The organism is Marinobacter goseongensis (assembly GCF_023156235.1).
GTDB lineage: Bacteria > Pseudomonadota > Gammaproteobacteria > Pseudomonadales > Oleiphilaceae > Marinobacter > Marinobacter goseongensis.
The window spans coordinates 71015-96169 of sequence record NZ_JAKZAI010000015.1 but is presented as its reverse complement, the minus strand read 5'-3'; the positions used below and the strand labels follow the sequence as shown (position 1 = coordinate 96169).

Sequence of the window (25155 nt, the reverse complement as noted above, 5' to 3'; positions counted from 1 at the left end):
CTTTTTCATGTTCATCGTCCTCTGCTGTGATGAACATTACTAAGCTGAAAACGGTTAAGCTAGAGGGGAGCAGGTCAACCCCCCGGCGACCCCCCAGAATTTATCTTGATCCCCGGCCCCGCCAGCGTCACGCCGCTCGGGTCCAGTTTAAGCAGGCTGCCGCCGGCGGAGATGGTGAGTTCTGCGCCCGCGTCCAGCACCACCTTGGCACCCGCCTTGTGGTGCACTTCGGTGCCCGCTTCGCTGAGGGTGCCTTTGCCGGATTTCTGGTGGAAGGTGCCGACGATGTTCTGGCTGCAGTCGCCGCTGACGGATTCGCGCTTCTCGCCATCTACGGTGCAGTGGTCATCGCCCTTGATGTGGTTAAACGCGTCGTTCTCTACCGTACAGTGGCTGTCGTTTCTGATGACTTCCGTGCGGTTGTTTTCGGTCAGCAGGTCCAGGTCTTTCTGGGCGTGGAGGTAGATCTGCTCTTTGTCGGCTTCGTCTTCAAACCGCAGTTCGTTGCTGCCCTCGCCCTTGTGGGTCTGGGTTTTTAATGTGGTGCGGGTTTTGTGTTCCGGCAGCGCATACGGCGGCGTGCTGGTGGCGTGGTAAGTTCTTCCGGTAATAATCGGCTGATCCGGATCGCCGTCCAGGAATGAAACAATGACTTCGTGGCCGATTCTGGGCAGCGCCATGAAGCCATACTGACCGCCGGCCCAGCCCTGGCTGACCCTCAGCCAGGCGCTGCTGTGTTCGTCGTTTTTACTGTATCTGTCCCACGGGAACCGCACCTTGATCCGGCCGTGCTCGTCGCAGTGGATCTCTTCGCCTTCGGGGCCGGTAACGATCGCCATCTGCGGCCGGTCCATCAATGGGCGGTATCCGATCTGCGGGCGCCAGGTGCGGTCCGCGGGCACGGCCTTGAAACGATTGCTGTAGCTGGTGGGGTCGGAACCGCCCTCTTCTTCCAGCGCTTGAGGCTGTTTGCCGGTGTGGACAATGCCGGTCAGCAGCCATTCCCGGTTCAGGGGCTCACTGTCGTGGTCGGTGAGGGTAACTTTGGCACCGGGGGTGAAATCGGCGCGGTTGCTTTCACCGCTGGCGGCGCTGACGTCGTTTCGCAGGGCATCCAGCCGGGCTTCGGTGAAGGGCTGGCCACTGGCGTCGGCCTTGAAGCGGCCGGGGTATTGATAGCTCTGGTAGTCCTCGCGGTGATTGAGGTCGGCACCGGCGTCTTCGTGCATCAACGCGTAAGCGGGGTTCTTGAAGGTGTAATCCTTCATGGCCACCGAACTGGTGCGCACTCGCTCCTGACAGGCGAAGCGGAACACGCAGGGGGTTTTGGCGCTGCCGCCGGCTGTGCCGTTGTATTCCACAGCGTCCAGTTTCGGGGCGTCGCCGTGGTGGTCGGCGATGATCAGGGCGGGTTGTTCACTGCCATCCACGGAACCGTGCTGGTAGCGGTAGTGCCAGCCTTCCTCGGCGGCCAGGCGCTCGACAAAGGCCAGGTCGCTTTCCCGGTGCTGCACGCAGTATTCCCGCTCTTCGGGCGTGCGCTTCAGGTCGAACACGGTGTCAACAATGCCGCGCTCTTCCAGCAAGGTGCGCACAATGGTATCGGTGGTCTGAGTCTGGAAAATGCGGCTGTTGTGCATCAGTCCCAGGCGCCACAAGGGGGGCTGGAACACGACTTCGTAGCGGGTGCGGCGGTGGCCGCTGTCGCCGCGGGCGAATTCGTTGGCGACGCCGGTGAAGCGCCGCAACGGGGCACCGTCCTGCCAGACCACCAGGTCCACGGTCTGTTCCAGCACATCGGCGGCGGCGACCGAGGGATCGGTGCTGGCCAGCTCCAGTGTACCGTTGAACAGGTCGGACAGGTGTTCCGTCAGCTGGAAGCCGACAACGGAAAAATGATCAGAGGAAAATTCGCCAATGGTGGCGGTGAACTGCCGTCCGCTTGCCTGGGGCATGTCTTCGGTCCCTGAAGAGAGGTATGTATTTCCGGGGCTCATCCTGAGCGAAACCGATTATAACGATCAGGCCATGGAATGTAACCCCGCGGTCCACAGGTTGAGAGGTTGACCTCAAACCCGATCTGCTGCACTCTCTGCCCCATACAATCTGGTTTCATTATGCAACCGATAACCCGAACAGGCAACAATGGAGAATGTCAGTGAGCGACGTTAAAAACCACGCAGTTGTGCTAAAGCAGCGTCCGCAGGGCGAAATTCAGAACGGTGATCTGGTGATGGAAGAGCGCCCCGTTCGCGCACCGGGAGAAGGCGAAGTGGTCGCCCAGGTGCTTTGGCTGTCCCTGGATCCCTACATGCGCCCACGCATGAACGATGCCAAGGGTTATATGGATCCCATCGCCATTGATGAAGTTATCGTCGGTGAAAGCGTGGCGCGCATCGTGGAATCCCGCTCCGATACACTCAAGGTGGGTGACCTGGTGACCTGTTATTCCGGCTGGCAGGAATACGTCACCTTCCCGGCGAATGCGCCGATGGTCTACAAGATTGAGCAGAAAGAGCATGTGCCGCTGCAGACCTACCTCGGCGTGGCCGGCATGCCGGGTCGCACCGGGTACTGCGGCCTGGTGTATGTGGGCAAGCCCAAAGCTGGTGAAACCGTGGTGGTGTCTGCGGCATCCGGTCCGGTTGGCACCGTGGTTGGCCAGACAGCGAAAAAAGAGGGCTGCCGCGTTGTGGGCGTGGCCGGTGGTCCGGAAAAATGTCGGTTTGTGGTGGACGAACTCGGGTTTGATGCCTGTGTGGATTACAAAGCGGGGAATCTGGAGGGCGACCTGAAAGCCGCCTGCCCGGATGGTATCGACATCTATTTCGAGAACGTCGGCGGCGCGGTCACCCGGGCGGTTGCGCCATTACTCAATCCGGGCGCGCGCGTGCCCATCTGTGGTTATGTGTCCGCCTACAACGCCACCGATATGGCCGAAGTGGAGACGCCGTTCCACGTGCTGAAAGCCCTGGATCCGGTTCCGGAGCACCGTTTCTTTCTGGTGACCGAATGGCAGGACAAGCATCAGGAAATTACCAACATTCTTGCAGACCGTATCGCCAGCGGCGAACTGAAGTACCAGGAAACGGTGGCTGAAGGGTTGGAAAACGCGGTTGAGGCGTTTAAAGGTATGCTGAAAGGCAGGAACTTTGGTAAGCAATTGGTGCACATTGCTGATTGAGGGGATTGGTCGGATTGCGCTTCGCTAATCCGACCTGCACTCTTTGCTGATCCGGCCTACGTACAGCCGGGTCAGGAGTTTACGCTCAGCAGCACTTTGCCGGTGTTTTTGTTGGCGGCGACGTAGGCCATGGCCTCCGCGGCTTCTTCGATGGGCCAGGCGTGATCAATCATGGGTACGATCTGGCCGGAGCTCAGCAAGGGCCACACATGGCGCTGCAGCGCCTGCATCACCTCACCTTTTACCGCGACGGGCCGCGATCGCAGCGTCGAGCCGATCAGCCGATGGCGCTTGATCAACATTACTCCAAGATCCACTTCCGCGGTCCGGCCACCCATCAGGCCGATCAGTACAATGCAACCATCCACGTTCAGCACTTTCTGATTGTCGGCCATGTAGCTGCCGCCCACGGGGTCCAGCACCATATCGATACCGCCCCATTTCCGGACCGCGTCCACAAATGAGCCGTTGCGACGGTTCCAGATGCCCGACGCCCCCAGTTTCTGGCACACCGCCAGCTTCTCATCGTCCCCTGCCGTGGCAAACACCGGGTTGCCGAAGGCAGTGGCCAGCTGTATCACGGCCGTGCCCAGACCACTGGCTGCCGCGTGCAATAACACTTTATCGCCCGGCTGCAATTCCGCTTCCTGATATAGATTCAGCCACGCCGTAGCAAACACCTCCGGCACCGCCGCTGCTTCCTTCAGGGACAGACCTTTGGGAACAGGCAGCACCTGAACCGCAGGTACGACGACGCTGGTGGCATAGCCACCGCCGGTCAACAAGGCACACACTTCGTCACCCGGGCTGAAGTCGCTCACGCCCTCACCCACGTCGGCAATGGTGCCACTGACTTCCAGTCCGAGAATCTCGGACGCCCCCGGGGGTGGCGGATAGACGCCGGCTCTCTGCATCAGATCAGCACGATTGATAGCGGTCCACGCCACATCTATCCGGACATGGCCTTCTGGCAACTCGGCCGGGGCCTCGACTTGCTCCCAGCGCAATTCGTCACCGACAATCCTGATCGCTTTCATCATATGCGTACGCTCCGGTGGATCTTTCGTTAGCCGGAGAGCATACCGCGTCATCGCCGATGGTTACAGAGCCTCTACGCGCGATTGGACAACCACACGCTCTGATAGGGTTTGAGGGTAATGGCGCCACTCAGATCATCCAGGCGCAGCCCGGAGATCAGGTCGACCCACTCATCGGTACCGATCAGATTAATGTCACTGAGGGCAATCTGTTGCACCTCGTCGCTGATGTTGTGAATGCAGAATATGGACTGGTCCCGACGCATGCTCTGGCGCCAGAACCCGAACACCTGCAACCCCAGGTGCAGGGTGAACTGCGTGGCGTTCGGGTGAAATGCCGGCTGGCGGCGGCGGATGGCGATCAGCCGCTTCAGCTCCTTGAACGCCTTGCTGTGATGGCTGAGGGGATCGGCCAGCTCACTTTCGATCACGTCCAGGTTCCATTGACCGCGGTTGATGGAGCGCAGGCGGCCGGTGTGCTCTGCGCGCTCGTAATCGTTTTCGGTAGCCAACAGACTGTGGATATAGAACGCCGGGATGCCCTCGAGCGCCAACATCACGGTATGGGCACAGATGAAACGTGGTAACTGCCAGTGATCGGCGCCGCCTTTGACCGTGCCCTTCAGCGCATCGTAGAGCGCAATGTTCATCTCATAAGGCTGATCGCGGCCGTCTTCCGTACGGCGATAGGACACTTTTCCACCAAAGGATTCCATGGTGTTGATCAGCCCCTGCTTCTCTTCCTCACTCAGCAGGCCATCGGTGGGGCGCAACCCCACGCCGTCGTGGGAGGCAATAAAATTGAGGTAGGTAGTGCCCATCTGGGCCGGCGGCATGCTCATCAGCCAGGTTTTCAAGTGGCGGCAGTTACCGGTTATCAGAGTATGGATCAGCAGCGGCGGCAGGGAGAAGTTGTAGATCACATGGGCTTCGTTGGCGTTGCCAAGATACGTGAGGTTTTCTCGGTTAGGCACGTTGGTCTCGGTGATCACCACCGCCTGCGGGCTGTGATGCTCAATCAGTAGCCGCAGAATCTTGATCAGCTCATGGGTCTGCTGCAGATGAATAGACGGTGTGCCCGGCTCTTTCCACAGGAACGCCACCGCATCCAGCCGGAACATGATGACGCCGTGCTCCAGGTATCGGCGGATGATGGCGACAAATTCCACCAGCACCTGCGGGTTGGCAAAATTCAGATCCACCTGATCTTCGCTGAAGGTGCACCACACGTAGCGCTCGCCGTCTTCGGTCATTACCGGGTTGAGCAACGGGGACGTGCGCGGGCGCACCACCGCGCTCAGATCGTCTGTCAGGCTGGCCTCAAAGAAGTAGTCCTTGCCCGGGTCCACACGCTTGCGGAAATTCTCGAACCAGCGGCTACGCGCCGACATGTGATTGATCACCAGGTCCGCCATCAGTTTGAAGTCCCCGGCAATGCGTTCGATGTCGTCCCAATTGCCGTGGGATTCATTCACCGCCAGATAGTCCATGACGGAAAAGCCGTCGTCGGAGCTGAACGGAAAAAACGGCAGAATGTGAACGGCCGACACTGTGTCTGCGAGGCAATCGGTCAGAAATTCGTTGAGGGTAACCAGCGGCTTTTCGTCGGCACGGCGGATGGTATCGGCGTAGGTGATCAGCACCACGTCGGATTCATCCCAGTTGTTCTGATGGGCCGGAGGCGGCTCCTGATTGGGGGCCAGGCGCATGGTTTTGAGCAGTTTTTCCGCCAGAAACCCACAGTCGAGATCCGGATAAACCACGTCCAGCATACCCGTGAGTTTGGATTTCAGTGGCTCGCTCATGGGCGGAACTCCTCGTTGTCCAGGTCCACCGCCTCCATCAGCTGTTCCTTGATGTCCGGGATGGCACTGGCCACCCGGTTCCAGCTGGGAATAAACGGCGTGTCCATAGGATTATCGAGGAAATAGGCCCCCGCGCGCATCACATTCTGCGCGAACAGCTCCACCGCTTTCTCTTCCTTGTGCCGATCAAACGTCAGGCCGTTGATGATGGCGTCGTTCTGGTAGGTTTCGACGAAATCCAGCGCAATGCGAAAGTACGCCGCCTTGATGGTGCGGAACTTTTCATTGGAGAAAATCTCACCGTTGGTGGCCAGTTTGCGGAACAGGGCCTTGGAGATGTCAGTGCTCATTTTAGACAGACCACGGCTGGCGTCTTCCGGTGACAGCTCCTGATGCTTGTGATCGTAGGTATCGGCGATGTCCACCTGGCACAGGCGATTGGTGGCGTAATTGCGCTTCATTTCTGACAGCACCCCCACTTCCAGCCCCCAGTCACTGGGGATACGCAGATCGTTGATCACGTCGGTGCGGAAGGAAAACTCGCCGGCCAGCGGGTAGCGATAGCTATCCAGATAGTCGAGAAAATCGTTGGGGCCGCAGACTTTCTTCAGCGCGCGAATGAGCGGGGTGACCAGCAGACGGCTGACCCGGCCATTCATTTTGCTGTCGGCCACACGGGCGTAATAGCCTTTGCAGAACATGTAATTGAAGGCCGGATTGGCGACCGGGTAAATCAGCCGTGCCACCAGATCCCGCGAGTAAGTCAGGATATCGCAGTCGTGCAGGGCCACCGACTTGCTGAGCCCGGACGCCAGCACATAGCCAAAGCAATACCAGACGTTGCGCCCCTTCCCCATCTCCGTGGGCGCCAGGTTCTGCTCACGCAGCTTGAGATCGATGGCGCGCAGTCTCGGGCCGTCGTTCCAGAGCACCTTGAAGTTCTGAGGGAGCTCGGAAAAATACTCCAGCGCATGGCGGTACTGCTCTTCGTTGGCTCGATCCAGGCCGATGACAATCTGTTCCAGGTAGGGCACCTTCGCCAACTCGCTGACGATGTGCTTGAGTGCCGGTCCTTCCAACTCCGAATACAGCGACGGTAAAACCAGCGACATGGGCCGCGCCTTGCGGAAACTCATCAGTTCCTGCTCAAGATCCTCAACCGGGCGCCGGGTAAGATTATGAAGGGTGGTGATGATGCCGTTCTGATAAAAGTCGCCCATGGCGGTCTTCCTCTGGTCCTGGGTGGAGAGTTCAGTAGCCGAACTCAACAAGAATATTCAGTAAACAGTCGTTCCAGCCTGCCGGGCCGGGTTTGAGGGAGCGCATGGCGTGGCGATCGGAGGTCAGCTCCACCTGATCGGACTGCACACCACGGATAATCACCGGAATGTTCACCGCTTCCAGCATGCGCTGATCGTTGGGGCTGTCGCCCAGCCCGATGGTCACCCAGGACGTATCGCGCGACTGCTCCCGGTATTTACCCAGCAAGAAACGGACCCCATCGGCTTTGTCGAAATTCCCCATGGCGTGGAGAAAGCGCCCGCCTTGCACCAGTCGCAAACTTTCGGCCGCCAGTTTTTCCGTGAACTCCGCCAGCTCCTCGTCATTGCCCTGCCACAACAACGGCTCGGTTCCGAGGCGGTCTTTTGCAAGCTCCGCAGAGGCCAGGGAGAGCCCGGACATGTCCGCCAGCTCCTCAGCCGACATGTCGGCAAATCCGCGAAACTGGAATCCCTCAGCCCGAAAATCCTGCAACACCGCCAGCACCTGTGTGCGGGATGCCCCAAAATTCACCACCTGTTCCTCCCCCGGTCCAAAACAGTTCGCCGGGATCACCACGGCTGCACCGTTTTCGACAATGAACGGGTCGTGATTAGACAGCTGTGTCCGCACGTCACGAATCTCTGATGCAGTCTTGCTGGAGTTCAGAATCAACGGAACCCCCGCCTCGGCCAACCGCCCCAATGCCGGTACCGCAGCTTTCCAGTCGTAGGTGTCGTGATCCAGCAAGGTGCCGTCCAGATCAGTAAATACAAGCAGATGGGGCTGTTCCATAGCGTCTGACTCTGATCAGTTTGGTCGGGTTGTGAAAACGGGTAAGCCAAGCCGGTGATTCTCGGCGACGTCCACCACCACATCCGCCCGCGACGGCATTTCCGTCAGGCAACGGCGAGTGATGCGCTCGTAATGCATGATAAAACGGGCCACCTCGTCATCGCTCATGATTCTCAGAGTTCGCTCTCCGCCGCCCTCTTTTGGTGCGGACTCAATGCGGCGCGCCAGCTTGTGCTCCTGAAGTGTGCGCCATTCCAGAACACACTCCATGGACGGCGCTTTGAGCATGATCAGCGTATCCATCTGCCCGAAGAAAGACCGGTAACTTTCACTCAGGCACTCATTGACGTATTCACGCCACACCACGTCCGGGTCCTCCGCCAACTCAAGGGCGTTGACCGGGTTGGCCAGATCCCGATGGTCCGTCTGCGGCACTGCCCCCAGACACCAGCCTTCCACCAGAATGACATCTGCGGGACCCTCGAACACCGGCCAGCGGCTCTCAGGACAGCGGTCGTCTGTGGCCTTATCAAAGGCGGGAACGGGCACGCACTCCCCGGGGCCGGCCGCTATTAACTGGTCCAGCAGCCGCTGGCCCAGCGCAACGTCGTGGGTGCCCGGCACGCCCCGGGTAATCAGCAGCGGATGCACGGTGTCGGCAAGGTGTTCGCGCTCGGCCCGGGTGAGGTAAATGTCGTCCAACGAAAAACTGGCGGTGCGGCAATCGAAATGCCGATCCAGTAACTGCCGCAAGAACAGGGTGAGTGTCGATTTCCCGGTACCCTGGGCGCCATGAAGCCCTACAACCACGGCTCGCTGCGTTGTCCGGCGTAGCTCGAGTATGTGCCTGGCCAGCGGCAGAATGGTCTGCTCCACCGTAGTCACGTAGGATGACGGAAGGGCTTCCTGATCAATCAGCGCCTGAACCATGGTCATAAGAGGTTGGTCAATCACGTAGTTGTTCCTGCACGCAGTGTGTTTGCATGGCGATGAGCGGGCCTCTTGCTGTTTTATAGCTATCACCAGCACGTTTTGTACCAGATGGGAGTATAGGCGTTACATGAGTCACAAGGGTTTCAAAGTGGAACATCGCTATCTGGAGCTGCCGGACAGCTTCTATACCCGGGTACAGCCAACGCCCCTGAAGGACGCCCGCATGGTGTGCTTCAATCACGCGCTGGCCAGCGAGATGGGATTTCACAGCGATCAGCCGGAAGACTGGACCGGCGTAGGCGCCGGCACCGAACTGCTCGACGGCATGGACCCGGTGGCGATGAAATACACCGGCCACCAGTTCGGCACATACAACCCGGATCTCGGGGATGGCCGCGGCCTGCTGTTGTGGGAAACCATCGGGCCGGACGGCCGCCGCTGGGACTGGCACCTGAAAGGCGCCGGCACCACGCCCTACTCCCGCTTCGGTGATGGCCGCGCCGTGCTGCGCTCCACCATCCGTGAATACCTCTGCAGCGAAGCCATGGCGGGCCTTGGCATTCCCACCACCCGCGCCCTGTTCATGGTCAGCGCCCGCGACCCGGTGCGCCGTGAGTCCATCGAAACCGCTGCGGCGCTGGTGCGCGTGGCCGAGAGCCACATCCGCTTCGGGCATTTCGAGTTTGCCGCCCATCACGAGGGTAAAGAGACCCTGAAAACACTGGCTGAGCATGTCATTGCCCTCCACTTCCCTCACCTCATCGAACTGCCGGCGGATGAACGCTACGCGCGCTGGTTCGAGGAGGTGATTCAACGCACCGCGCGGCTGATTGCCGATTGGCAGGCAGTAGGCTTTTGCCACGGGGTCATGAACAGCGACAACATGTCCATCATCGGCGACACCTTCGATTATGGTCCCTACGCCTTCCTGGACGATTTCGACGCCGGCTACATCTGCAACCACACCGACCAGGGCGGACGCTACGCCTACAATCGCCAGCCCAATATCGGTTTTGTAAACTGCCAGTATCTGGCCAACGCGCTGCTACCGATTATGGACGAGGACACCCTCCGCCGGAGCATGCGGCATTATGAAACCACCTACAACGGTCGCTTCCTGCAGAACATGCGGGACAAACTCGGGCTGGCACGGGAGGACGAGTCTGATCTGCCGCTGATCATGGACACCTTCAGCATGCTCCACGAGCACCACGTGGATTACACCCGATTCTTCCGCGGGCTTTCCAACCTGCACGGCCTTGGCACCGCACCCATCCGCGATCTGTTTGTGGATCGCAGTGTGGCGGACGAGTGGCTGCAGCGTTACCAGGAGCGCCTGCAGAAAGAGACCCGTGCCCACGATGAGCGCGAGTTCGCCATGCGCAAGGTGAACCCCAAATACATTCTGCGCAACTACCTGGCCCAACAGGCGATCCAGGAGGCACAGAACGGCGATTACGAACCGCTGAAGGAATTACTGACGGTGTTGCAGAAGCCGTTCGACGAACAGCCAAAATTTGAAGGGTATGCGGCGCTTCCCCCGGACTGGGGGAAGCACCTCAACATCAGCTGTTCTTCCTGAATTCAGGCAAGAACCGCTGACCGGCCTTACACGGCCTTGGCGGCGATGATCTTCTCGTGCCACTCGACCGGGCCGGTCTGGTGCACGGAGGAGCCTTTGGAGTCCACGGCGACCGTCACCGGCATGTCTTCCACTTCGAACTCGTAGATCGCTTCCATGCCCAGTTCCGGGAAGGCCACCACTTCGGCGTGCTTGATCGCCTTCGATACCAGGTACGCCGAACCGCCTACCGCCATCAGATACACCGCGCCAAACTCGCGAATGGCATCAATTGCCACCTGACCACGCTCGGCTTTACCGATCATGCCGGTGAGGCCGGTTTTCTCCAGCATGGTCCGGGTGAACTTGTCCATGCGCGTGGCGGTGGTAGGGCCGGCGGGGCCGACCACTTCCTCGCGTACCGGGTCGACCGGGCCCACGTAATAGATGAAACGACCTTTCAGATCCACCGGCAGCTCTTCGCCGCGCTCGATCATGTCCACCATCTTCTTATGGGCGGCATCGCGGCCGGTCAGCATCTTGCCGGACAGCAACACGGTTTCGCCGGGCTTCCAGTCTTTGACATCTTCCGGGGTGACCGTGTCCAGGTTCACGCGGCGCACGCTGTCGCCCACTTCCCAGGTGATTTCCGGCCAGTCTTCCAGGCTCGGTGGGGTCTGCAGTGACGGGCCGGTGCCGTCCAGCACGAAGTGCGCGTGGCGGGTGGCGGCGCAGTTCGGAATGATCGCCACCGGCTTGTTAGCCGCGTGCGTGGGGTAATCCTTCACTTTCACATCCAGTACCGTGGTCAGGCCGCCCAGACCCTGGGCACCGATGCCGAGCTCGTTGACCTTCTCAAACAACTCCAGGCGCAGCTCCTCGGAGCGATCGGACGCGCCACGGGCCTGAAGGTCGTGGATATCGATGGGATCCAGCAGCGACTCTTTCGCCAGCTCCATCGCCTTTTCGGCGGTGCCACCAATACCAATACCCAGCATGCCCGGCGGACACCAGCCCGCGCCCATCTGCGGCACCATTTTCAGCACCCAGTCCACCACCGAGTCGGACGGGTTCAGCATGGCAAATTTGGTCTTAGCTTCCGAACCGCCGCCTTTCGCCGCGACGTGCACGTCAACCGTATTACCGGGCACAATCTTGTAGTGGATAATCGCCGGGGTGTTGTCTTTGGTGTTGGTGCGTTTGCCGTCCGGGTCCGCCAGAATAGAGGCGCGCAGCACGTTGTCCGGATGCATATAGGCCCGGCGAACGCCTTCGTTGATGATGTCATCCAGCGCCATGTCGGCATCCCACTGCACGTCCATACCGACGGTGACGAACACCGTCACGATACCGGTGTCCTGGCACAGTGGCCGCTTGCCCTGGGCACACATGCGGGAATTGATCAGGATCTGCGCCATGGCATCCTTGGCCGCCTGGGACTCTTCTTTCTGATAGGCCTCATACACAGCCTGAATAAAATCTTTCGGGTGGTAGTAGGAAATGAACTGCAGCGCGTCCGCTACGCTCTCAATCAGGTCGTCCTGGCGGATTACGGTGGTCATAGGCGTCTCATCAGTGTTGGTTTAGTGATGACAAAATCGGAAGCCGGAGTTTACCAGAAACCGCCGGAACGGGGCATGCGACCGTGATGGAAAAAAGGTACTATCGAAAAAAGGTACCATCCTAAGTAATTTACCAACAAAAAGAGCAGGAGACACCGTGACCGACCTCGTCCTCACTGAACAACAGGGCCACGTGCTGGTGGTGCGCATCAACCGGCCAGACCGCAAGAACGCCCTGACTCACGCCATGTACACCGCCCTCGGCGACGCCGTTGAACAGTTGCACGAAAACGCTGCCATTCGGTGCGTGCTGTTCACCGGCAGCGAAGAGTGCTTCACCGCCGGTAATGACCTGAGCGATTTTGCCGCCGGCCTGCCCGGTGCTTTCGAGGAAACCCCGGTCGGCCGTTTCCTGTTTCTGCTGGCCACCGCCACCAAGCCCGCGGTGGCCGCCGTCAACGGCCCTGCCGTGGGCATCGGCACCACCCTGCTGCTGCACTGCGACATGGTGTTCGCCGGCAACAACGCCCGCTTTCAGATGCCCTTCGCCAACCTCGGCCTGTGCCCAGAAGGCGGCTCCAGCCTTTTACTGCCCTCCTGGCTCGGGCGGGTGCGTGCCGCCGAACTGCTGATGCTGGGCGGCGCCTTCACCGCTGACGACGCTTACCGGCTGGGGCTGATCAACCGGATCTGCGAACCGGCAGACACCGAAGCCACCGCGCTGGACACCTGCCAGAAACTAGCCGCCCAGGCACCGGCCGCCCTTCGCGCCACCAAGGAACTGCTCAATCGGCCCACACTGGAAGAGCTCAAAACCACCATGCTGGTCGAAGGAAAGAAGTTCAGCGAACGTCTGAAATCGCCGGAGGCAGCAGAAGCCTTCAAAGCCTTTATGGAAAAGCGTACTCCCGACTTCTCAAAATTCGACTGAGAGCCTTGTGGAAACTCGACAAACGTCTAAGCGCCAACTATTTTTCATTCAGGCCAATTTCCAACTGTGCGCCAAGTCTTTGAAACGCCAGAATCACACTTTTGGCTGATCAACAGTGGCCGTGCTGCCGCTATAGTCGAGGCTCCAGAAATTGGCACAAAGCGCTGACTACAATTTCAGAGATGAACAAAAGAAGAACAGGCCTCTGGCAAAGGGTTTACCGGACCATACCGGCCCCGTCATCGGCCGATCATAACGACACAACAACAGGAAAAGGTTCCACACCCATGTTCAAGAAAACACTAATCAGTCTTGCCGTGGCGTCTTCCCTTGGGCTGACGGGCTGCTTCGATAGCGCCGACTCAGGGTCGAATGCGAATCCGGATTTTAAGATCAACGACACAACAATCGATCAGACCCTTGTCAGACCGATTTTCGATCCTATTCTCACTTCGCCGACTTTCGATATTCCGGCCAATTTTGACTTGGTCTTGCTGCTGGGTGCGGGCCAGAGCACAAACTACGACTTCACCGGCTTCACATCGGGCACTGACCCCGCATCAAACTCCGTGAAGGACCTTGAGGGTTTCTCTACCTCCAGCCCCATCAATATTCGATTCAACGGCTCCGTTGATCCTGAAACGGTCATTTTGGGTCAGACCGTTCACTTGATTCCGATCAACATGAACCCGGTGTCAGACAGCACGCCGAACATCGAGCTGACGTCAAACCCTTCCTATATCGATACGGCAGACCCGTTTGATCTGGCGAAACTGGCAGAACAGAATCTGCGCGCAGAAGTGGTATCGCTCGATGGCGGTTCAGACAATGTAATTCGCATTACGCCTCTTGAGCCACTCGCTGACCAGACCAAGTATCTCGTTTTGGTGACCGACGGCGTCAAAGGCGCTGATGGACGGCCTACTGCCCAGTCCACGCCCTACACTCAAATCGTTGGCGACGGCCCGCTGGGCAACGCCGGGTTCGCTGCAATCCGCGATGTATTGAACGCGGCGGTTGGATTGTCCGAGGGATTCCTGGCTGCCAATAGTATCGACAGCGACATTACTCTGGCTTACACCGTCACCACGTCGAATACCAAAACGGTATTCAATGCGATCACCTCACCTGGCACCTATTTAACAACGCTTGGACAGCAGGTGGTTCTGTATTCAGCACTTGAGGTTGTGCGCAGCAATTTAGCAGAAACAGCGACTGCAAGTACGGTCTTTGCCGCTCTCGCAGACGCACTGAGCGATGAGCCAGAAAATGCTGAACTGGCACAAGCGGTCGGTGCAGCCATCGGACCTTACATCTCCGACCCGACGCTGGGTCAGCAAGTTGTCGGTTCAATAGTGCCTGACCTGCCGTTTCCGCAGCCGAGAACTACTGCTTTCTACAGTTCAACCACCAAGTCTGCTGACACCTTACCAGCGATTGCCCTGTCGGGTAATGCGCCGCTCATCGGCGCGGCTGGTGTTGTCAATGTAACAGAAGGTGCCATTGAACTTCCTTACTACCTGGAGCTTCCGGGCGCAGGTGGCGCGGGTCTGGTGCAGGGCTTGTGGAGAGGCAGTGAAAGCCTTGAGGCGGGCCTGAACGAGACCATCGATGCCCTCAAGGGTTCAAACCCGACTTTGTCCAATTTCAGCTTCCCGCGGGACAACGATGGAACGCTGAACCTGACCCAGTACATGCCGTTCCCTGAGGAAAACGCAAAGGTAGTTGCGCCCGTGACTGTGTTCTACCCGAAGGGTGGATGCGCCATTACCGATGTGGTCATATTCCAACACGGCATCACCGTTGACCGCAGTGTAGCGACAATCCCCGCCATCAATATTGCGGCACAAACCCAGCCCGGTGCATGCATTGCAACCGTAGCGATCGATCAGCCACTGCATGGTCTGGGTGGAGACACGGTTGGGACGATACCCGGCCTAACGCCGGCAAGCTCGTATATTGAGGAAACCGATTTCCCGGATGCGGACTTTGTCGGTGAACGTCACTTCAATTACTCCACGCCAGAAGGTGCTTTCGCGCCCCAGCAAGAAGCAGACATTACAGATGTAAGGTCTGGCAGCCTCTTTATCAACCTGGGAAGCTTGCAGACTAACCGCGATAACCTGCGCCAAGGCGCTGTAGATCTGCTTAATCTGGCGGCAACCATCAAGTCCGGCGCCTTCGACATTGATGGCGATGCTGGAACCTATGGCGCCACTAGCCTGCAGACTGCGAATTTCCACTTTGTGGGTCATTCGCTGGGCGGCATCACAGGCACAGTATTCTCGTCGCTAGTGTCCGATCCAGTGCTGCGTGGAACCTATGACGGTGTACCCGGCCTGAATGCGTTGTATCCAGAGCTTAGCTCTGTATCCCTGATGAACACCGGGGGCCAGCTCACCAAGCTGGTCGAGAATTCTCCGGCCTTCGCCCCGGCAATTCTCGGTGGTCTTGCGGCAGCCGGTGCAGAACAGGGAACCTCCACACTGGAAGCATTCCTGTACGTATTCCAGTCCACCATCGACGGCATTGATCCGGTCAACTACGGTAAATCACTGGGGGCCAATGCTGTCGCTGCTCCAACAGTAGGCTTGCTGATCTCCGAAGTTGTGGGGGATCTGACCGTACCGAACGAAGCAAACGTATCGCCGCGCGGACAGGCCCTGTCAGCACCTTTGGCAGGAACCGAGCCTCTGATGGCGTTGATCGACCTCGGTGCCGGCGGCACCAATCTTGCGGACGGCACGGAGCTCTCGCTGATCAGCGCCAGCAGCCCAATGACAGCTGCAGCACCAGTGGCATCATTCTTCTTCGGTCAGGATCCCTGCACGAACGCCAACCACGGCACCTTCGTAGCGCCCGCGACTCCTGCAGATGAGAACGATGCAGTGTGCCCGAATGGGTCGAATACTGGAGCGGCGTTCGCTGAAATGATTGGTGAAGTGATCGGCAACATCACGGTACAGACAATACCGGTCAACAACGCAGCAGTACTGGGTGACAGCAATACAGTAGAGTCAACGCTCGATCAGAACTAATCGCTAAAGCAAAAAATGCCCCGCGCAAGCAGGGCATGGTTGTAAAAGACAAACCCCGGATTTCCGGGGTTTGTTTTTTTGAAGCCCATAATCTCAATCAAGCAACACGTAAAGCAAAAGGCCTGTTCATTGGGCTTTCCGGGCAATCCTCACTCCATACTCTCAAACTCATCCTGCGTAAGCTGCCCATCACTGTCCTGATCCAACTCCATCATCATGTCACGGGTATCCTGACCGGACATGCCAGCTTCATCGGGGTTGCCAGCGGCGGTACTGCCATACACGTTGAGTTCGTCTTCGGTAATCACACCGTCCTGGTTAGCGTCAAGTTCGTCAAAGGTTGCAGTACGTGCGCCCGGTCCGGCGGCGCCGGTTTGTTGTTCCATCGGGTCACTACTGCCAGTTGCGTCTTTTCCCATGTCGCCGGTGTCGTCGGCGGCGTAAACGGCAGGGACAGCGAGCGCCAGGGACATCATGGCGGACAGGCTCAGGGTTTTAATGCTCATCAGACACCTCCTTGATCATTTTTTGATCTATGGTTGACTGCCTTTCCATTAAAGACCGGGGCCAGCTAAATTGCCAATGACTCTTTAGTAAGATCGGCGCGTTCTTAGATCATTAAAGTATGTCGTCGTTGTCTGCCCCCAGCTTTTTACCCACATAACCCGCCGAACAGTTGGTTTGACTGAACTTGATCGGAAAGCCGATCTGGCGTTGTTCACTGCCGTCATCCCGGGATACGCCGATCACCATATTTCTGGCCTTGAGTTGAGGATGTTCCGCGGCTTCGGTAATGGTCAGCACCGGTTCCACGCAGGCGTCCTGCTCGGCAAAAATCGCCTGCCACTCGGCCAGGGTTTTCTCGGCAATTCTGGATTTCAGCGCGGCTTTCAGTTTCTGTTGGTGTTCGGGGTTCTGGCTCAGTGCGTAGCTTTTCAGCTCGTCCAGCCCCAGTGTCGCGCACAGCCGGGTGGAGAATTGCGGCTCCAGGCTGCCTACCGAGAGCCAGCGGCCGTCGGCGGTCTGGTAATAATCGTAGAAACTGCCGCCATTGAGCAGGCTGCTTTCCGGTTTCTGTTCCTGACCGCCCGCCAGGCAGGCGGCGCCCGACATGGCGTTCAGGGCGAAGGCGGCGTCTGTCATGCTGACATCCACAAACTGCCCTTCCCCAGTCTGCTGGCGATGAATCACCGCCGCGAGCAGACCCATAACCGCGTGGTGAGAGCCACCCGCAACGTCTGCGATCTGGATGCCCATCGGGGGCGGACCGCTCTCGGTACGGCCGCAGTGGCTGGAGACGCCCGCCAACGCCAGGTAGTTGATGTCATGGCCGGCACGATCGCGGTAGGGGCCGGTCTGGCCGTAGCCAGTAATTGCACAGTAAATCAGGCCCGGGTTGATGGCCTTGAGGGCTTCATAACCAATGCCTAACCGGTCCATTACCCCGGGACGGAATTGCTCGATCACCACATCGTATTCGCTGACCAGATTCTTGATGATGTCGGTGCTGCCCTCTTTTTTCAGGTCCAGCCCCAGCGACCGTTTGCCACGATTAAGAAAACCGTGGGCCGTGCTGACACCGCCGTCGTGTGGCGGCATCACCCGGGTCAGATCCATGCGGTCCGGCGCCTCCACGCGCAGTACGTCGGCGCCCATGTCGGCCAGCAGCATGGTGGCGTAGGGACCGGGCAACAGGGTGCTGAAATCAAGAATCTTGAGGGAGGTCAAAGGGCCTGCCATGGAATGTCTCCTTGTGGGTTGTTACCGCTATCGTGACCGTTTTTACTGAGCAGGCCAACTGCGGGTTCCGTCATTCCAGTTGGCCATTTCTACCAGCTTTCCGACGGTCCGGCGGTTGCATTGTGGCCCGGGGGTTTTATGATGGGCTTCGTTTTCCAAGGAATTGCGAGCGGCATGTCCAACCTGACGGTTTCACGGCATTTTGTAGAGGCATCTCTGATTGGCGCAGAGCGTGCCGGTTTCGATACCCGCGATATGTTGCGGGAAGCCGGTATTTCGCCGGATTTGCTGAAAATCGAGATGGCCCGCGTCAACAGCGACCAGTTCAGCCGCCTGATGCAGCTGATCTGGACCCGCATGGATGATGAGTTCATGGGACTGGGCCCTCGCCAGTGCCGGGCCGGCACCTTTGCCACCATGTGTGCACTGGTGATGGATTGCCCGAATCTGGAGTCCGTGTACAAACAGGCGTTCCAGTTCTCGCGGCTGTTCGAACCGATGGTGTGTATGAAACTCGAGGTGGACGACAAAGTGGCCAGGCTGGTCACGGTGATCGAAGGCGAGATCAACGATCCGCTGTATTTCATGCGGGAGAGCCTGCTGGTGATCTGGCATCGCCTGGGCAGCTGGTTGGTGGGCCAGCCGGTCGAATTGCTGAAAGCGGAGTTTGACTACGCACGCCCGGACCACGGCGATGAGTACCGCCACATCTTCCGCTGCCCGCTGGAGTTTGAAGCGAGCCGCACCGCCCTCACCTTTGACAAGCGCTTCCTGAGCGCGCCGGTGATTCGCGACCGACCGGAAATGCACCAGTTTCTGAAGACCTCCCCCGCGGACCTGCTGTCACGACCCGACGAGAGCAACACCTTCACGGGTCGGATCCGCGCGCTGATCGGCCGGGATTTCTCCAAACCGCTGCCGGACTTCGAGTGGATCGCCGCGGAGCTTCATACCAGCCCGCAAACCCTGCGCCGCAGGCTCAAACAGGAGAACACCTCGTTCCAGGAGATCAAGGATCTGCTGCGCCGGGACATGGCCATCTACTACCTGGGCCGGCAGGACTTGCCCATCAACGACATCGCCAGCAAGGTGGGCTTTACCGAACCGTCAACGTTTCATCGCGCCTTCAAGAAGTGGACAGGGGTAACGCCCGGCGCCTACCGCGAGGGCGAACGGGCCAGCGCCGGCTAAGTCTTGTGCGGCGCTTGTCAGCCCGGGCTCTGCAGGGTTCTGATCAACCGTCCGAGTGTGCTGGCAATGTCCTCGGCTCGATTCCGGTCGGGACCAAGCTTCAGCAACCTGGAACCGTCCCGGGGGTCATAAATCCAGCAGGTCGCTGCAGGAGCCGACTGGCAATCCCACTCCACTTGTGGGCTGATGCCATACACCTCGATAGCGTTGGTGTTCTTGGTGATCCGCTGTTCCCCTTCGCGCCGGGATTCCTGAATTTCAATGAGGTTCTCGCCAGCGGCAACCCGGTAGCTGACGTCTGCAGGCACGTCGAGCCTCACCACCCGCTGGTCGGCCCGCCACCCGGCCAGATCCAGCAGACTGTTGAGGTGCAACGTCAACGCCTCCCGGTCAGTGTCCACCAGGTACAAACGCTTAAGGTCACCCAGTACCTGTGAATCAGCAGGTTCAATGATCGCCACCGGCTCGCTCTGGGCCGACCGGTTCTGGTCCTTGCTGGATCGTTCCTTGCGCGCCTTTTCGATGGCGGTGATGCGCTTCAGCGATTCCTGATAATGCGCGCCCTCGGACCCGGCCTTCGCTACGTAGGCTTCCAGGGCCGATTGGGCTTCATTGAGATGATCGGATTCCTGCATCACCCGGCCACGAAAATAGTAATAGTCCACCGGCTTTTCACCTTCCAGACCCTGAAGCCGATTCAGGTATTCACCAGCCTCGCCCCAATTGTCGCTGTCGACAGCTTCCTCAGTGGCCAACATCAGGCGGCGCACTTCGTGCTCCGGTGCCAGCGATGTACCCTGCACACTGACGCTCACCAGCAATGAGGCCAACACCAGGCTGCGAAGCGCACTACGCCCTGTTCCGGATACCTTAATCATCGCCTCTACTCCTGCTGATTGTCTGCGATTTCTTTTTTAACACGAACGCCAAGCTCTACAAAGCGGTTGGCCTGTGACACAAGATTCCCCCGCCCGCGGGTCAGGGTGTTCATGGCCGCATCGTAGCTGCCCTGTGCGGTATTCAGCTGCGTGCCCAGCTTCTCCATGGATTCCACGAAGACCCGCAGCTTGTCGTAGACCGCGCTGGCACGGTCTGCAATCCGCCGGGCGTTCTGGCTCTGGCGCTCATAGCGCCAGATATTCTCGATGGTCCGAAGCGTGGCCAACAAGGTGGTCGGTGTTACTACAATAATCTTTCGCTCAAAAGCTTCTGCGAAAAGGTTCTCGTCCTGCTGAAACGCCGCCACAAAGGCCGGCTCAATGGGCATGAACAGAAACACAAAATCCGGTGAGTGAAGGCCGTTGAGTTGACTGTAATCCTTCTCGCTCAGACTGCGGATGTGGGTGCGAACGGCGTCCACATGCTGGCGTAAATGATCGCCTCGGACCGCATCGTCTTCTTCATTGACCCATTGCTGATAGGCCACCAGCGACACCTTGGAGTCCACAACCAGATGGCGCTTGTCCGGCAGGTTCACAATCACATCGGGTCGCAACAACTGGTGGTCGCTGTCGCGGAAGCTGCCCTGGGTTTCGTATTCAACGCCCTTGCGCAGGCCGGAACGCTCCAGCACCCGCTCCAGAATGAGCTCCCCCCAGTTACCCTGGATCTTCTTGTCGCCTTTCAAAGCGCGGGCAAGATTAGCAGCCTCTTCGGTGATCTGTCGGTTAAGGTCCTGTAACGATTTGATTTCACTTCGCAAGGCCTGCCGGTCCCGGGTTTCCGACGTGTACACATCCTCCACCCGTTTGCGAAAGTCCTGTAACTGGTCCCGGAACGGATTCAACAATGAATCCAGACTGGTGCGGGTCTGCTGGCTGAACCGCTCACTTTTCTGGTCGAAAATACGATTCGCCAGATTCTCGAATTCCTGCTTCAGGGCATCCCGGTTGCGCTCCAGCAACGCGACCTTCTCGGACGTGGCCCGCCGCTCGGAAGCCAGCGTCACCTCATGCTCCCGCAGCGCCATACGGGCATCTCCCAGCTCCGCTACCAGCGCATCAAGCTTGCGGGCCTGTTCCGCATTTTCGGCTTCCAGTCGGGCAATCTGCCCACGGCTGTTGCGCAGCAGCAGAATGATCAGCAAACCAACCAACAACAACAGGGCGGCAATAACAATGACGATGCCGGGTTGATTCCGGATGGTTTCTGCAATGGCCTCGGGCACGTTATCCTCCTGTGCGCTGCGTCCACTTATGGACTCAGACGGTAATATAAACTAAAACAACGATGTGTTCTGTCCAGGTAGTCATCATGTTAAAAGAACTCTGGAGAAAACTGGGATCGGAATTCTCGCGCTCTGGCTATGCTGGCGCTCAGAACCCCGGTCATGATGCCCGCGGCAGCGCGGGGTTCAGGCTCCTGCCACACATCACCCACACCGGAGAATTTCACCTTGAGCGTCTGACCCAACTGCTCAAGAGCCGCTATGGCAAGACCTTCGACAATTCCGGCGACACCGGCGATCAAGCGATCCGGGAGCTGATTCGCTATGCCGCACGCATTCAGGATAAGGACGTCCAAAGGGAGCTATTACTGTTCTATCTGAACTGCTCGCCGGTCATTCAGGAGTATCTGCGTTCCGAGGATGTTCTGGGACACCACCACTTCGTTAACGAACCCTGACATCCTCCCCAAAATCGTAAAATATTCTTACCCTTAACCAACTGTAAAGCGAACACACAGATCGGTTGTTGTATACTCCTGCAGCAAGTATCTTACTGCATTTGTTTGCAGGTCATAACGGCGAGCCCAAGCGGGTAAATTGAGGGTTCGCAGGCTCAGGGGTTTTAAATGTTTTCAAAGCGTTTTGGTTGCGGGAAGCTACTGGCTGTCTTCGCTTTTTCGATTGTGCTTACCGGTTGTTCAGCGAATCGATATCTGATGGTGCCCAAGGACAATTTTGATGATTTGAAGGGGGCGGTGCAGATTCAGCGGGCCACACTGGTCACCATGGAAAGCAACGCTCACGCCCGCCACGGGAAAATCGTTGAGGCCAACAGCGAATCCACCAAGACGATCCTGGAAGCGATCGAGCAGAAAATCGAGAAACCGACCTGCCCGGTGGTGCCGCAGCGGGCCTGTCCGCCTGCAGCTCGGGACACCCAGGCCAAAGGCCGTGCAGACCGGCTCAAAGGTAAGGTGATCGTAGGCGAGCTCGAAAAGTTCTATCTGGCCGGACCTGGACTGGTTTATGACGCCCGCATCGACAGCGGCGCCGAAACCTCATCGCTCGATGCCCGGAACATCACCCGCTTTGAGCGGGATGGCAATAACTGGGTTCGCTTCGATGTGCCGGTGCCAGGTACGGAAGATCTCGTCACCATGGAAAAGGAAATTTCCCGCAGGGTGAAAGTGATTCAGAGCAGCGCAGATGAGGCCGACCGCCGCGTGGTGGTCGAGCTTCAGTTTGCCATTGGGGATCACCAGCAAGTCGCGGAATTCACGCTGACGAACCGGAGCCACCTGACACACACCGTCCTGATCGGACGTAATATCCTCAGGGATGTCATGCTGATTGATGTCGGCAAAGAGTTCGCCACCGAACTTCCGGAATCACTCACCCAGAAAAACGGGGATGACTCGTGACCGCACGATCCCGCATTCCGTTCTTTGCCGCCATCGTTCTGTTGATTGTGGCTGGCATCTCCATCGCCACCTGGCGGCATATTGAACTGGGCATTCCATGGCTGACCGGTGAGCAACAACCGGTGTGGATGGTGGAAGCCAGAATCAACTTCGAGGCCAACGGTGAGCCTGTGCTTGCCAGCCTGAACATCCCGGAGCAGTCCCCGGGCTTCCGTATCCTGTCGGAGCAGGCAGCCTCTCCCGGTTACGGGTTTTCGGTCGTCGATAAAAGCGGGAGTCGCCGCGCGGAGTGGTCCAAGCGTAATGTACTCGGTGAACAGACCCTGTACTTCAAGGCGCAATTCATCCCGGATCCCAACGCCAACCGCGACAGGCCCCGGCGCGCACCGAAGCCGATCGCCATATTCTGGGAAGAGCCCCAGGCCACCGCCGTGCGGGAAATCCTGCAACAGGCCGAAGAGCGCTCCAGCACTCCGGAGAGCATGACGCGGGAACTGATCCGCCTGATGCAGCCGGAAGATGACCAGGCCCAGAACACCACGCTTCTGGTCGCCGGCACCAACTATCTGGACCTGCTGGTACGGATGCTGAACCACGCCGGCATTCCGGCCCGCACAGCTGACGGTCTGAAGCTTGAGGACGCCCGCCGCCGCCAGGCTCTCACCCCTTACCTTCAGATCTACAATAATGAGGAATGGCTGACCTTTGATCCCCGAACCGCCGAGCAGGGTCTCCCGGAGAACATACTGTTGTGGCGCCAAGGCGCAGAGTCGCTGCTGGACGTGGTGGGGGGCGACGGCTCTAATGTGAGCTTCTCGATCCTGCGTCAGACCATCCCGGCACTGCAATTGGCCGCCATGCAATCGGAAAAGAACGGCCTGGGTTTCCTGAGCCTGTACCAACTGCCGATTGAGGAGCAGAGCATGTTCCGCATGCTGTTGCTGCTGCCCCTGGGCGCCTTGATGGTTGCCTTCATGCGAATCGTGATCGGTATTCGCACCTCCGGCACCTTCATGCCCGTGCTGATTGCCGTCGCCTTTGTCCAGACCACTCTGGTGCCCGGGCTCATCGCGTTCACGTCAGTGGTCGCTATCGGCCTGCTGATGCGCGGCTATCTGTCCAGCCTCAATCTGTTGCTGGTATCGCGGATTTCCGCGCTGATTATTCTGGTGATTTTCATCACCGCCGGGCTGAGTATCGCCGGCTATCATATGGGCTTTAACACTGGCATGACCGTGACCTTCTTCCCGATGGTGATTATTGCGTGGACCATCGAACGCATGTCCATTCTGTGGGAAGAAGAAGGCGCCCACGAGGTGCTCGTTCAGGGTGCGGGCAGCCTGTTTGTGGCGGTCTGCGCATTCCTGGTGATGGACGCGCCCCTGTCACGCCACCTGACCTTCAATTTCCCCGAGTTGCACTTCGTGGTGCTGGGATTGATTCTGTTGATGGGTCAGTACACCGGGTACAAGCTCAGTGAGCTTCGGCGCTTCACGCCGATGAAGGTGTACGACTGATGGACTGGATTTCACCCCGCGCCCTCACACGCCTGGGCATGTTGAATATGAACCGTCGGAATGTGGATTACATTTCCCGGTACAATGAACGCACGTCCTACCCGATGGTAGACAACAAGCTGAAAACAAAGCTTGTCGTGGCGGAGTACGGCGTCAAGACGCCCAAGCTGCTGCAGGTCGTGCGTCAGCAGCACGAAATCCCCCACTTTCGCGACATGGCAGAGGACTTGACCGGCTTCGCCATCAAGCCCGCCAAAGGCTCCGGCGGCAAAGGCATCACTGTCATCACCGGCCGTGATGAGGACGAATTCGTCAAGGCCTCCGGTATGCGTGTGCCAGCCGCCTTTCTGGAACGCCACCTGTCCAACATTCTCGCCGGCCTCTACTCACTCGCCGGGACGCCCGATGTCGCCATTGTAGAGAGCCTGGTGCAGTCTGTGCCGGGCCTCGCCAAGTATTCGTTTCAGGGCGTGCCGGATATCCGCATCATCATCTTTCAGGGCTATCCGGTGATGGCCATGTTGAGACTGGCCACCAAAGCCTCTGACGGCAAGGCAAACCTGCACCAGGGCGCCGTAGGGGTCGGCCTGGACATCGGCACGGGACAGAGCCTTAACTCGGTACAGTTCAACCGGCCCATTACCCTGCACCCGGATACCGGGCTCGCCCTGGAGAACATCAACATCGCAGATTGGGAAGAGATGCTGACCATGGCCTCGCGCTGTTACGAAGCCACCGGGCTCGGATACATGGGTGTGGATCTGGTTGTGGATGCGAACGAGGGTCCACTGCTGCTGGAACTGAACGCCCGCCCTGGTCTGGCCATTCAGATGGCCAATGGCCGCGGCCTGCTGCCGCGACTGAACGCGATCGAGAACCTCAAGAAACACCACTTCACACCGGAAGCCAGAGCGCGTTACGCCATGGAAATCTTCGCCAGCCGTCGCTAACGGGCTAAACGCGCGTTCTGACACAAAAAAACCGGAGCAACTGCTCCGGTTTTTTTGTGTCAG

General features: G+C 58.6%; 20 protein-coding genes. 9 read left to right on the top strand and 11 right to left on the bottom strand.

Annotated elements, in window-relative coordinates:
* Nucleotides 1–74 precede the first annotated feature (74 nt).
* Entirely contained in the window at nucleotides 75–1955 is a 1881-nt protein-coding gene (locus tag MLC70_RS14260; RefSeq protein WP_248184869.1) for a type VI secretion system Vgr family protein, read from the bottom strand.
* 203 nt (nucleotides 1956–2158) lie between these two features.
* On the opposite strand from MLC70_RS14260, the gene MLC70_RS14255 reads away from it, so the two are divergent.
* Nucleotides 2159–3184, top strand: a complete 1026-nt coding sequence (locus tag MLC70_RS14255; protein WP_248184867.1) for an NADP-dependent oxidoreductase — start codon at nucleotides 2159–2161, stop codon at nucleotides 3182–3184.
* Between the two features lie 71 nt (nucleotides 3185–3255).
* Here the strand turns inward: MLC70_RS14255 and MLC70_RS14250 are convergent, their stop codons facing one another.
* From MLC70_RS14250 to MLC70_RS14230, 5 genes are all read right to left on the bottom strand, one after another.
* On the bottom strand, nucleotides 3256–4221 hold the full coding sequence (locus MLC70_RS14250) for an NAD(P)H-quinone oxidoreductase (RefSeq protein ID WP_248184879.1): 966 nt from the start codon (nucleotides 4219–4221) through the stop codon (nucleotides 3256–3258).
* A 74-nt stretch (nucleotides 4222–4295) separates the two neighbouring features.
* A complete protein-coding gene (locus MLC70_RS14245; RefSeq protein ID WP_248184864.1) occupies nucleotides 4296–6026 on the bottom strand; it encodes a sugar phosphorylase in 1731 nt (576 codons plus the stop codon).
* Nucleotides 6023–7246 carry a glycosyltransferase family protein gene (locus MLC70_RS14240; protein ID WP_248184862.1) on the bottom strand — a complete coding sequence of 408 codons (1224 nt, stop codon included), beginning with the start codon at nucleotides 7244–7246 and terminating at the stop codon, nucleotides 6023–6025. Before MLC70_RS14240 ends, MLC70_RS14245 begins: the two co-directional genes overlap by 4 nt.
* 31 nt (nucleotides 7247–7277) lie before the next feature.
* Entirely contained in the window at nucleotides 7278–8081 is an 804-nt protein-coding gene (locus MLC70_RS14235) for an HAD-IIB family hydrolase (RefSeq protein WP_248184860.1), read from the bottom strand.
* 15 nt (nucleotides 8082–8096) lie between these two features.
* Entirely contained in the window at nucleotides 8097–9035 is a 939-nt protein-coding gene (locus MLC70_RS14230; protein ID WP_248184859.1) for a hypothetical protein, read from the bottom strand.
* A 106-nt stretch (nucleotides 9036–9141) separates the two neighbouring features.
* Here MLC70_RS14230 and MLC70_RS14225 point away from each other — a divergent pair, with 106 nt between their 5' ends.
* Complete coding sequence (locus MLC70_RS14225) at nucleotides 9142–10596, top strand: protein adenylyltransferase SelO (protein ID WP_248184857.1); 1455 nt, start codon at nucleotides 9142–9144, stop codon at nucleotides 10594–10596.
* Nucleotides 10597–10622: 26 nt separating this feature from the next.
* Here MLC70_RS14225 and MLC70_RS14220 read toward each other — a convergent pair whose 3' ends face one another.
* Entirely contained in the window at nucleotides 10623–12137 is a 1515-nt protein-coding gene (locus MLC70_RS14220) for a fumarate hydratase (RefSeq protein ID WP_248184855.1), read from the bottom strand.
* Between the two features lie 157 nt (nucleotides 12138–12294).
* Here MLC70_RS14220 and MLC70_RS14215 point away from each other — a divergent pair, with 157 nt between their 5' ends.
* Nucleotides 12295–13068, top strand: a complete 774-nt coding sequence (locus tag MLC70_RS14215) for an enoyl-CoA hydratase (RefSeq protein ID WP_248184854.1) — start codon at nucleotides 12295–12297, stop codon at nucleotides 13066–13068.
* 101 nt (nucleotides 13069–13169) lie between these two features.
* On the top strand, nucleotides 13170–16106 hold the full coding sequence (locus MLC70_RS14210; RefSeq protein WP_248184853.1) for an MECDP-synthase: 2937 nt from the start codon (nucleotides 13170–13172) through the stop codon (nucleotides 16104–16106).
* 149 nt (nucleotides 16107–16255) lie between these two features.
* Here the strand turns inward: MLC70_RS14210 and MLC70_RS14205 are convergent, their stop codons facing one another.
* Nucleotides 16256–16612 (bottom strand): EF-hand domain-containing protein, encoded by a 357-nt coding sequence (locus MLC70_RS14205; protein ID WP_248184851.1) that lies wholly within the window; start codon nucleotides 16610–16612, stop codon nucleotides 16256–16258.
* Nucleotides 16613–16724: 112 nt separating this feature from the next.
* Nucleotides 16725–17846 carry a CaiB/BaiF CoA transferase family protein gene (locus tag MLC70_RS14200; protein ID WP_248184840.1) on the bottom strand — a complete coding sequence of 374 codons (1122 nt, stop codon included), beginning with the start codon at nucleotides 17844–17846 and terminating at the stop codon, nucleotides 16725–16727.
* Nucleotides 17847–18020: 174 nt separating this feature from the next.
* On the opposite strand from MLC70_RS14200, the gene MLC70_RS14195 reads away from it, so the two are divergent.
* A complete protein-coding gene (locus MLC70_RS14195; RefSeq protein ID WP_248184839.1) occupies nucleotides 18021–19037 on the top strand; it encodes an AraC family transcriptional regulator in 1017 nt (338 codons plus the stop codon).
* A gap of 17 nt (nucleotides 19038–19054) precedes the next feature.
* On the opposite strand, the gene MLC70_RS14190 is transcribed toward MLC70_RS14195, so the two are convergent.
* Nucleotides 19055–19915 (bottom strand): hypothetical protein, encoded by an 861-nt coding sequence (locus MLC70_RS14190; protein WP_248184837.1) that lies wholly within the window; start codon nucleotides 19913–19915, stop codon nucleotides 19055–19057.
* 5 nt (nucleotides 19916–19920) lie between these two features.
* The gene (locus MLC70_RS14185; RefSeq protein WP_248184836.1) at nucleotides 19921–21204 is read right to left on the bottom strand and encodes a DNA recombination protein RmuC; all 1284 of its coding nucleotides are present in this window, start codon (nucleotides 21202–21204) and stop codon (nucleotides 19921–19923) included.
* Nucleotides 21205–21290: 86 nt separating this feature from the next.
* On the opposite strand from MLC70_RS14185, the gene MLC70_RS14180 reads away from it, so the two are divergent.
* The 4 genes from MLC70_RS14180 (at nucleotide 21291) to MLC70_RS14165 (ending at nucleotide 25092) form a co-directional block, all read left to right on the top strand.
* Nucleotides 21291–21662 (top strand): hypothetical protein, encoded by a 372-nt coding sequence (locus tag MLC70_RS14180; RefSeq protein WP_248184835.1) that lies wholly within the window; start codon nucleotides 21291–21293, stop codon nucleotides 21660–21662.
* A 168-nt stretch (nucleotides 21663–21830) separates the two neighbouring features.
* Nucleotides 21831–22625: an ATP-dependent zinc protease family protein gene (locus MLC70_RS14175; protein WP_248184834.1), complete on the top strand. Its 795-nt coding sequence runs from the start codon at nucleotides 21831–21833 to the stop codon at nucleotides 22623–22625.
* On the top strand, nucleotides 22622–24142 hold the full coding sequence (locus tag MLC70_RS14170) for an inactive transglutaminase family protein (protein WP_248184833.1): 1521 nt from the start codon (nucleotides 22622–22624) through the stop codon (nucleotides 24140–24142). Before MLC70_RS14175 ends, MLC70_RS14170 begins: the two co-directional genes overlap by 4 nt.
* On the top strand, nucleotides 24142–25092 hold the full coding sequence (locus tag MLC70_RS14165; protein WP_248184832.1) for an alpha-L-glutamate ligase-like protein: 951 nt from the start codon (nucleotides 24142–24144) through the stop codon (nucleotides 25090–25092). Before MLC70_RS14170 ends, MLC70_RS14165 begins: the two co-directional genes overlap by 1 nt.
* The last annotated feature ends 63 nt before the right edge of the window (nucleotides 25093–25155 follow it).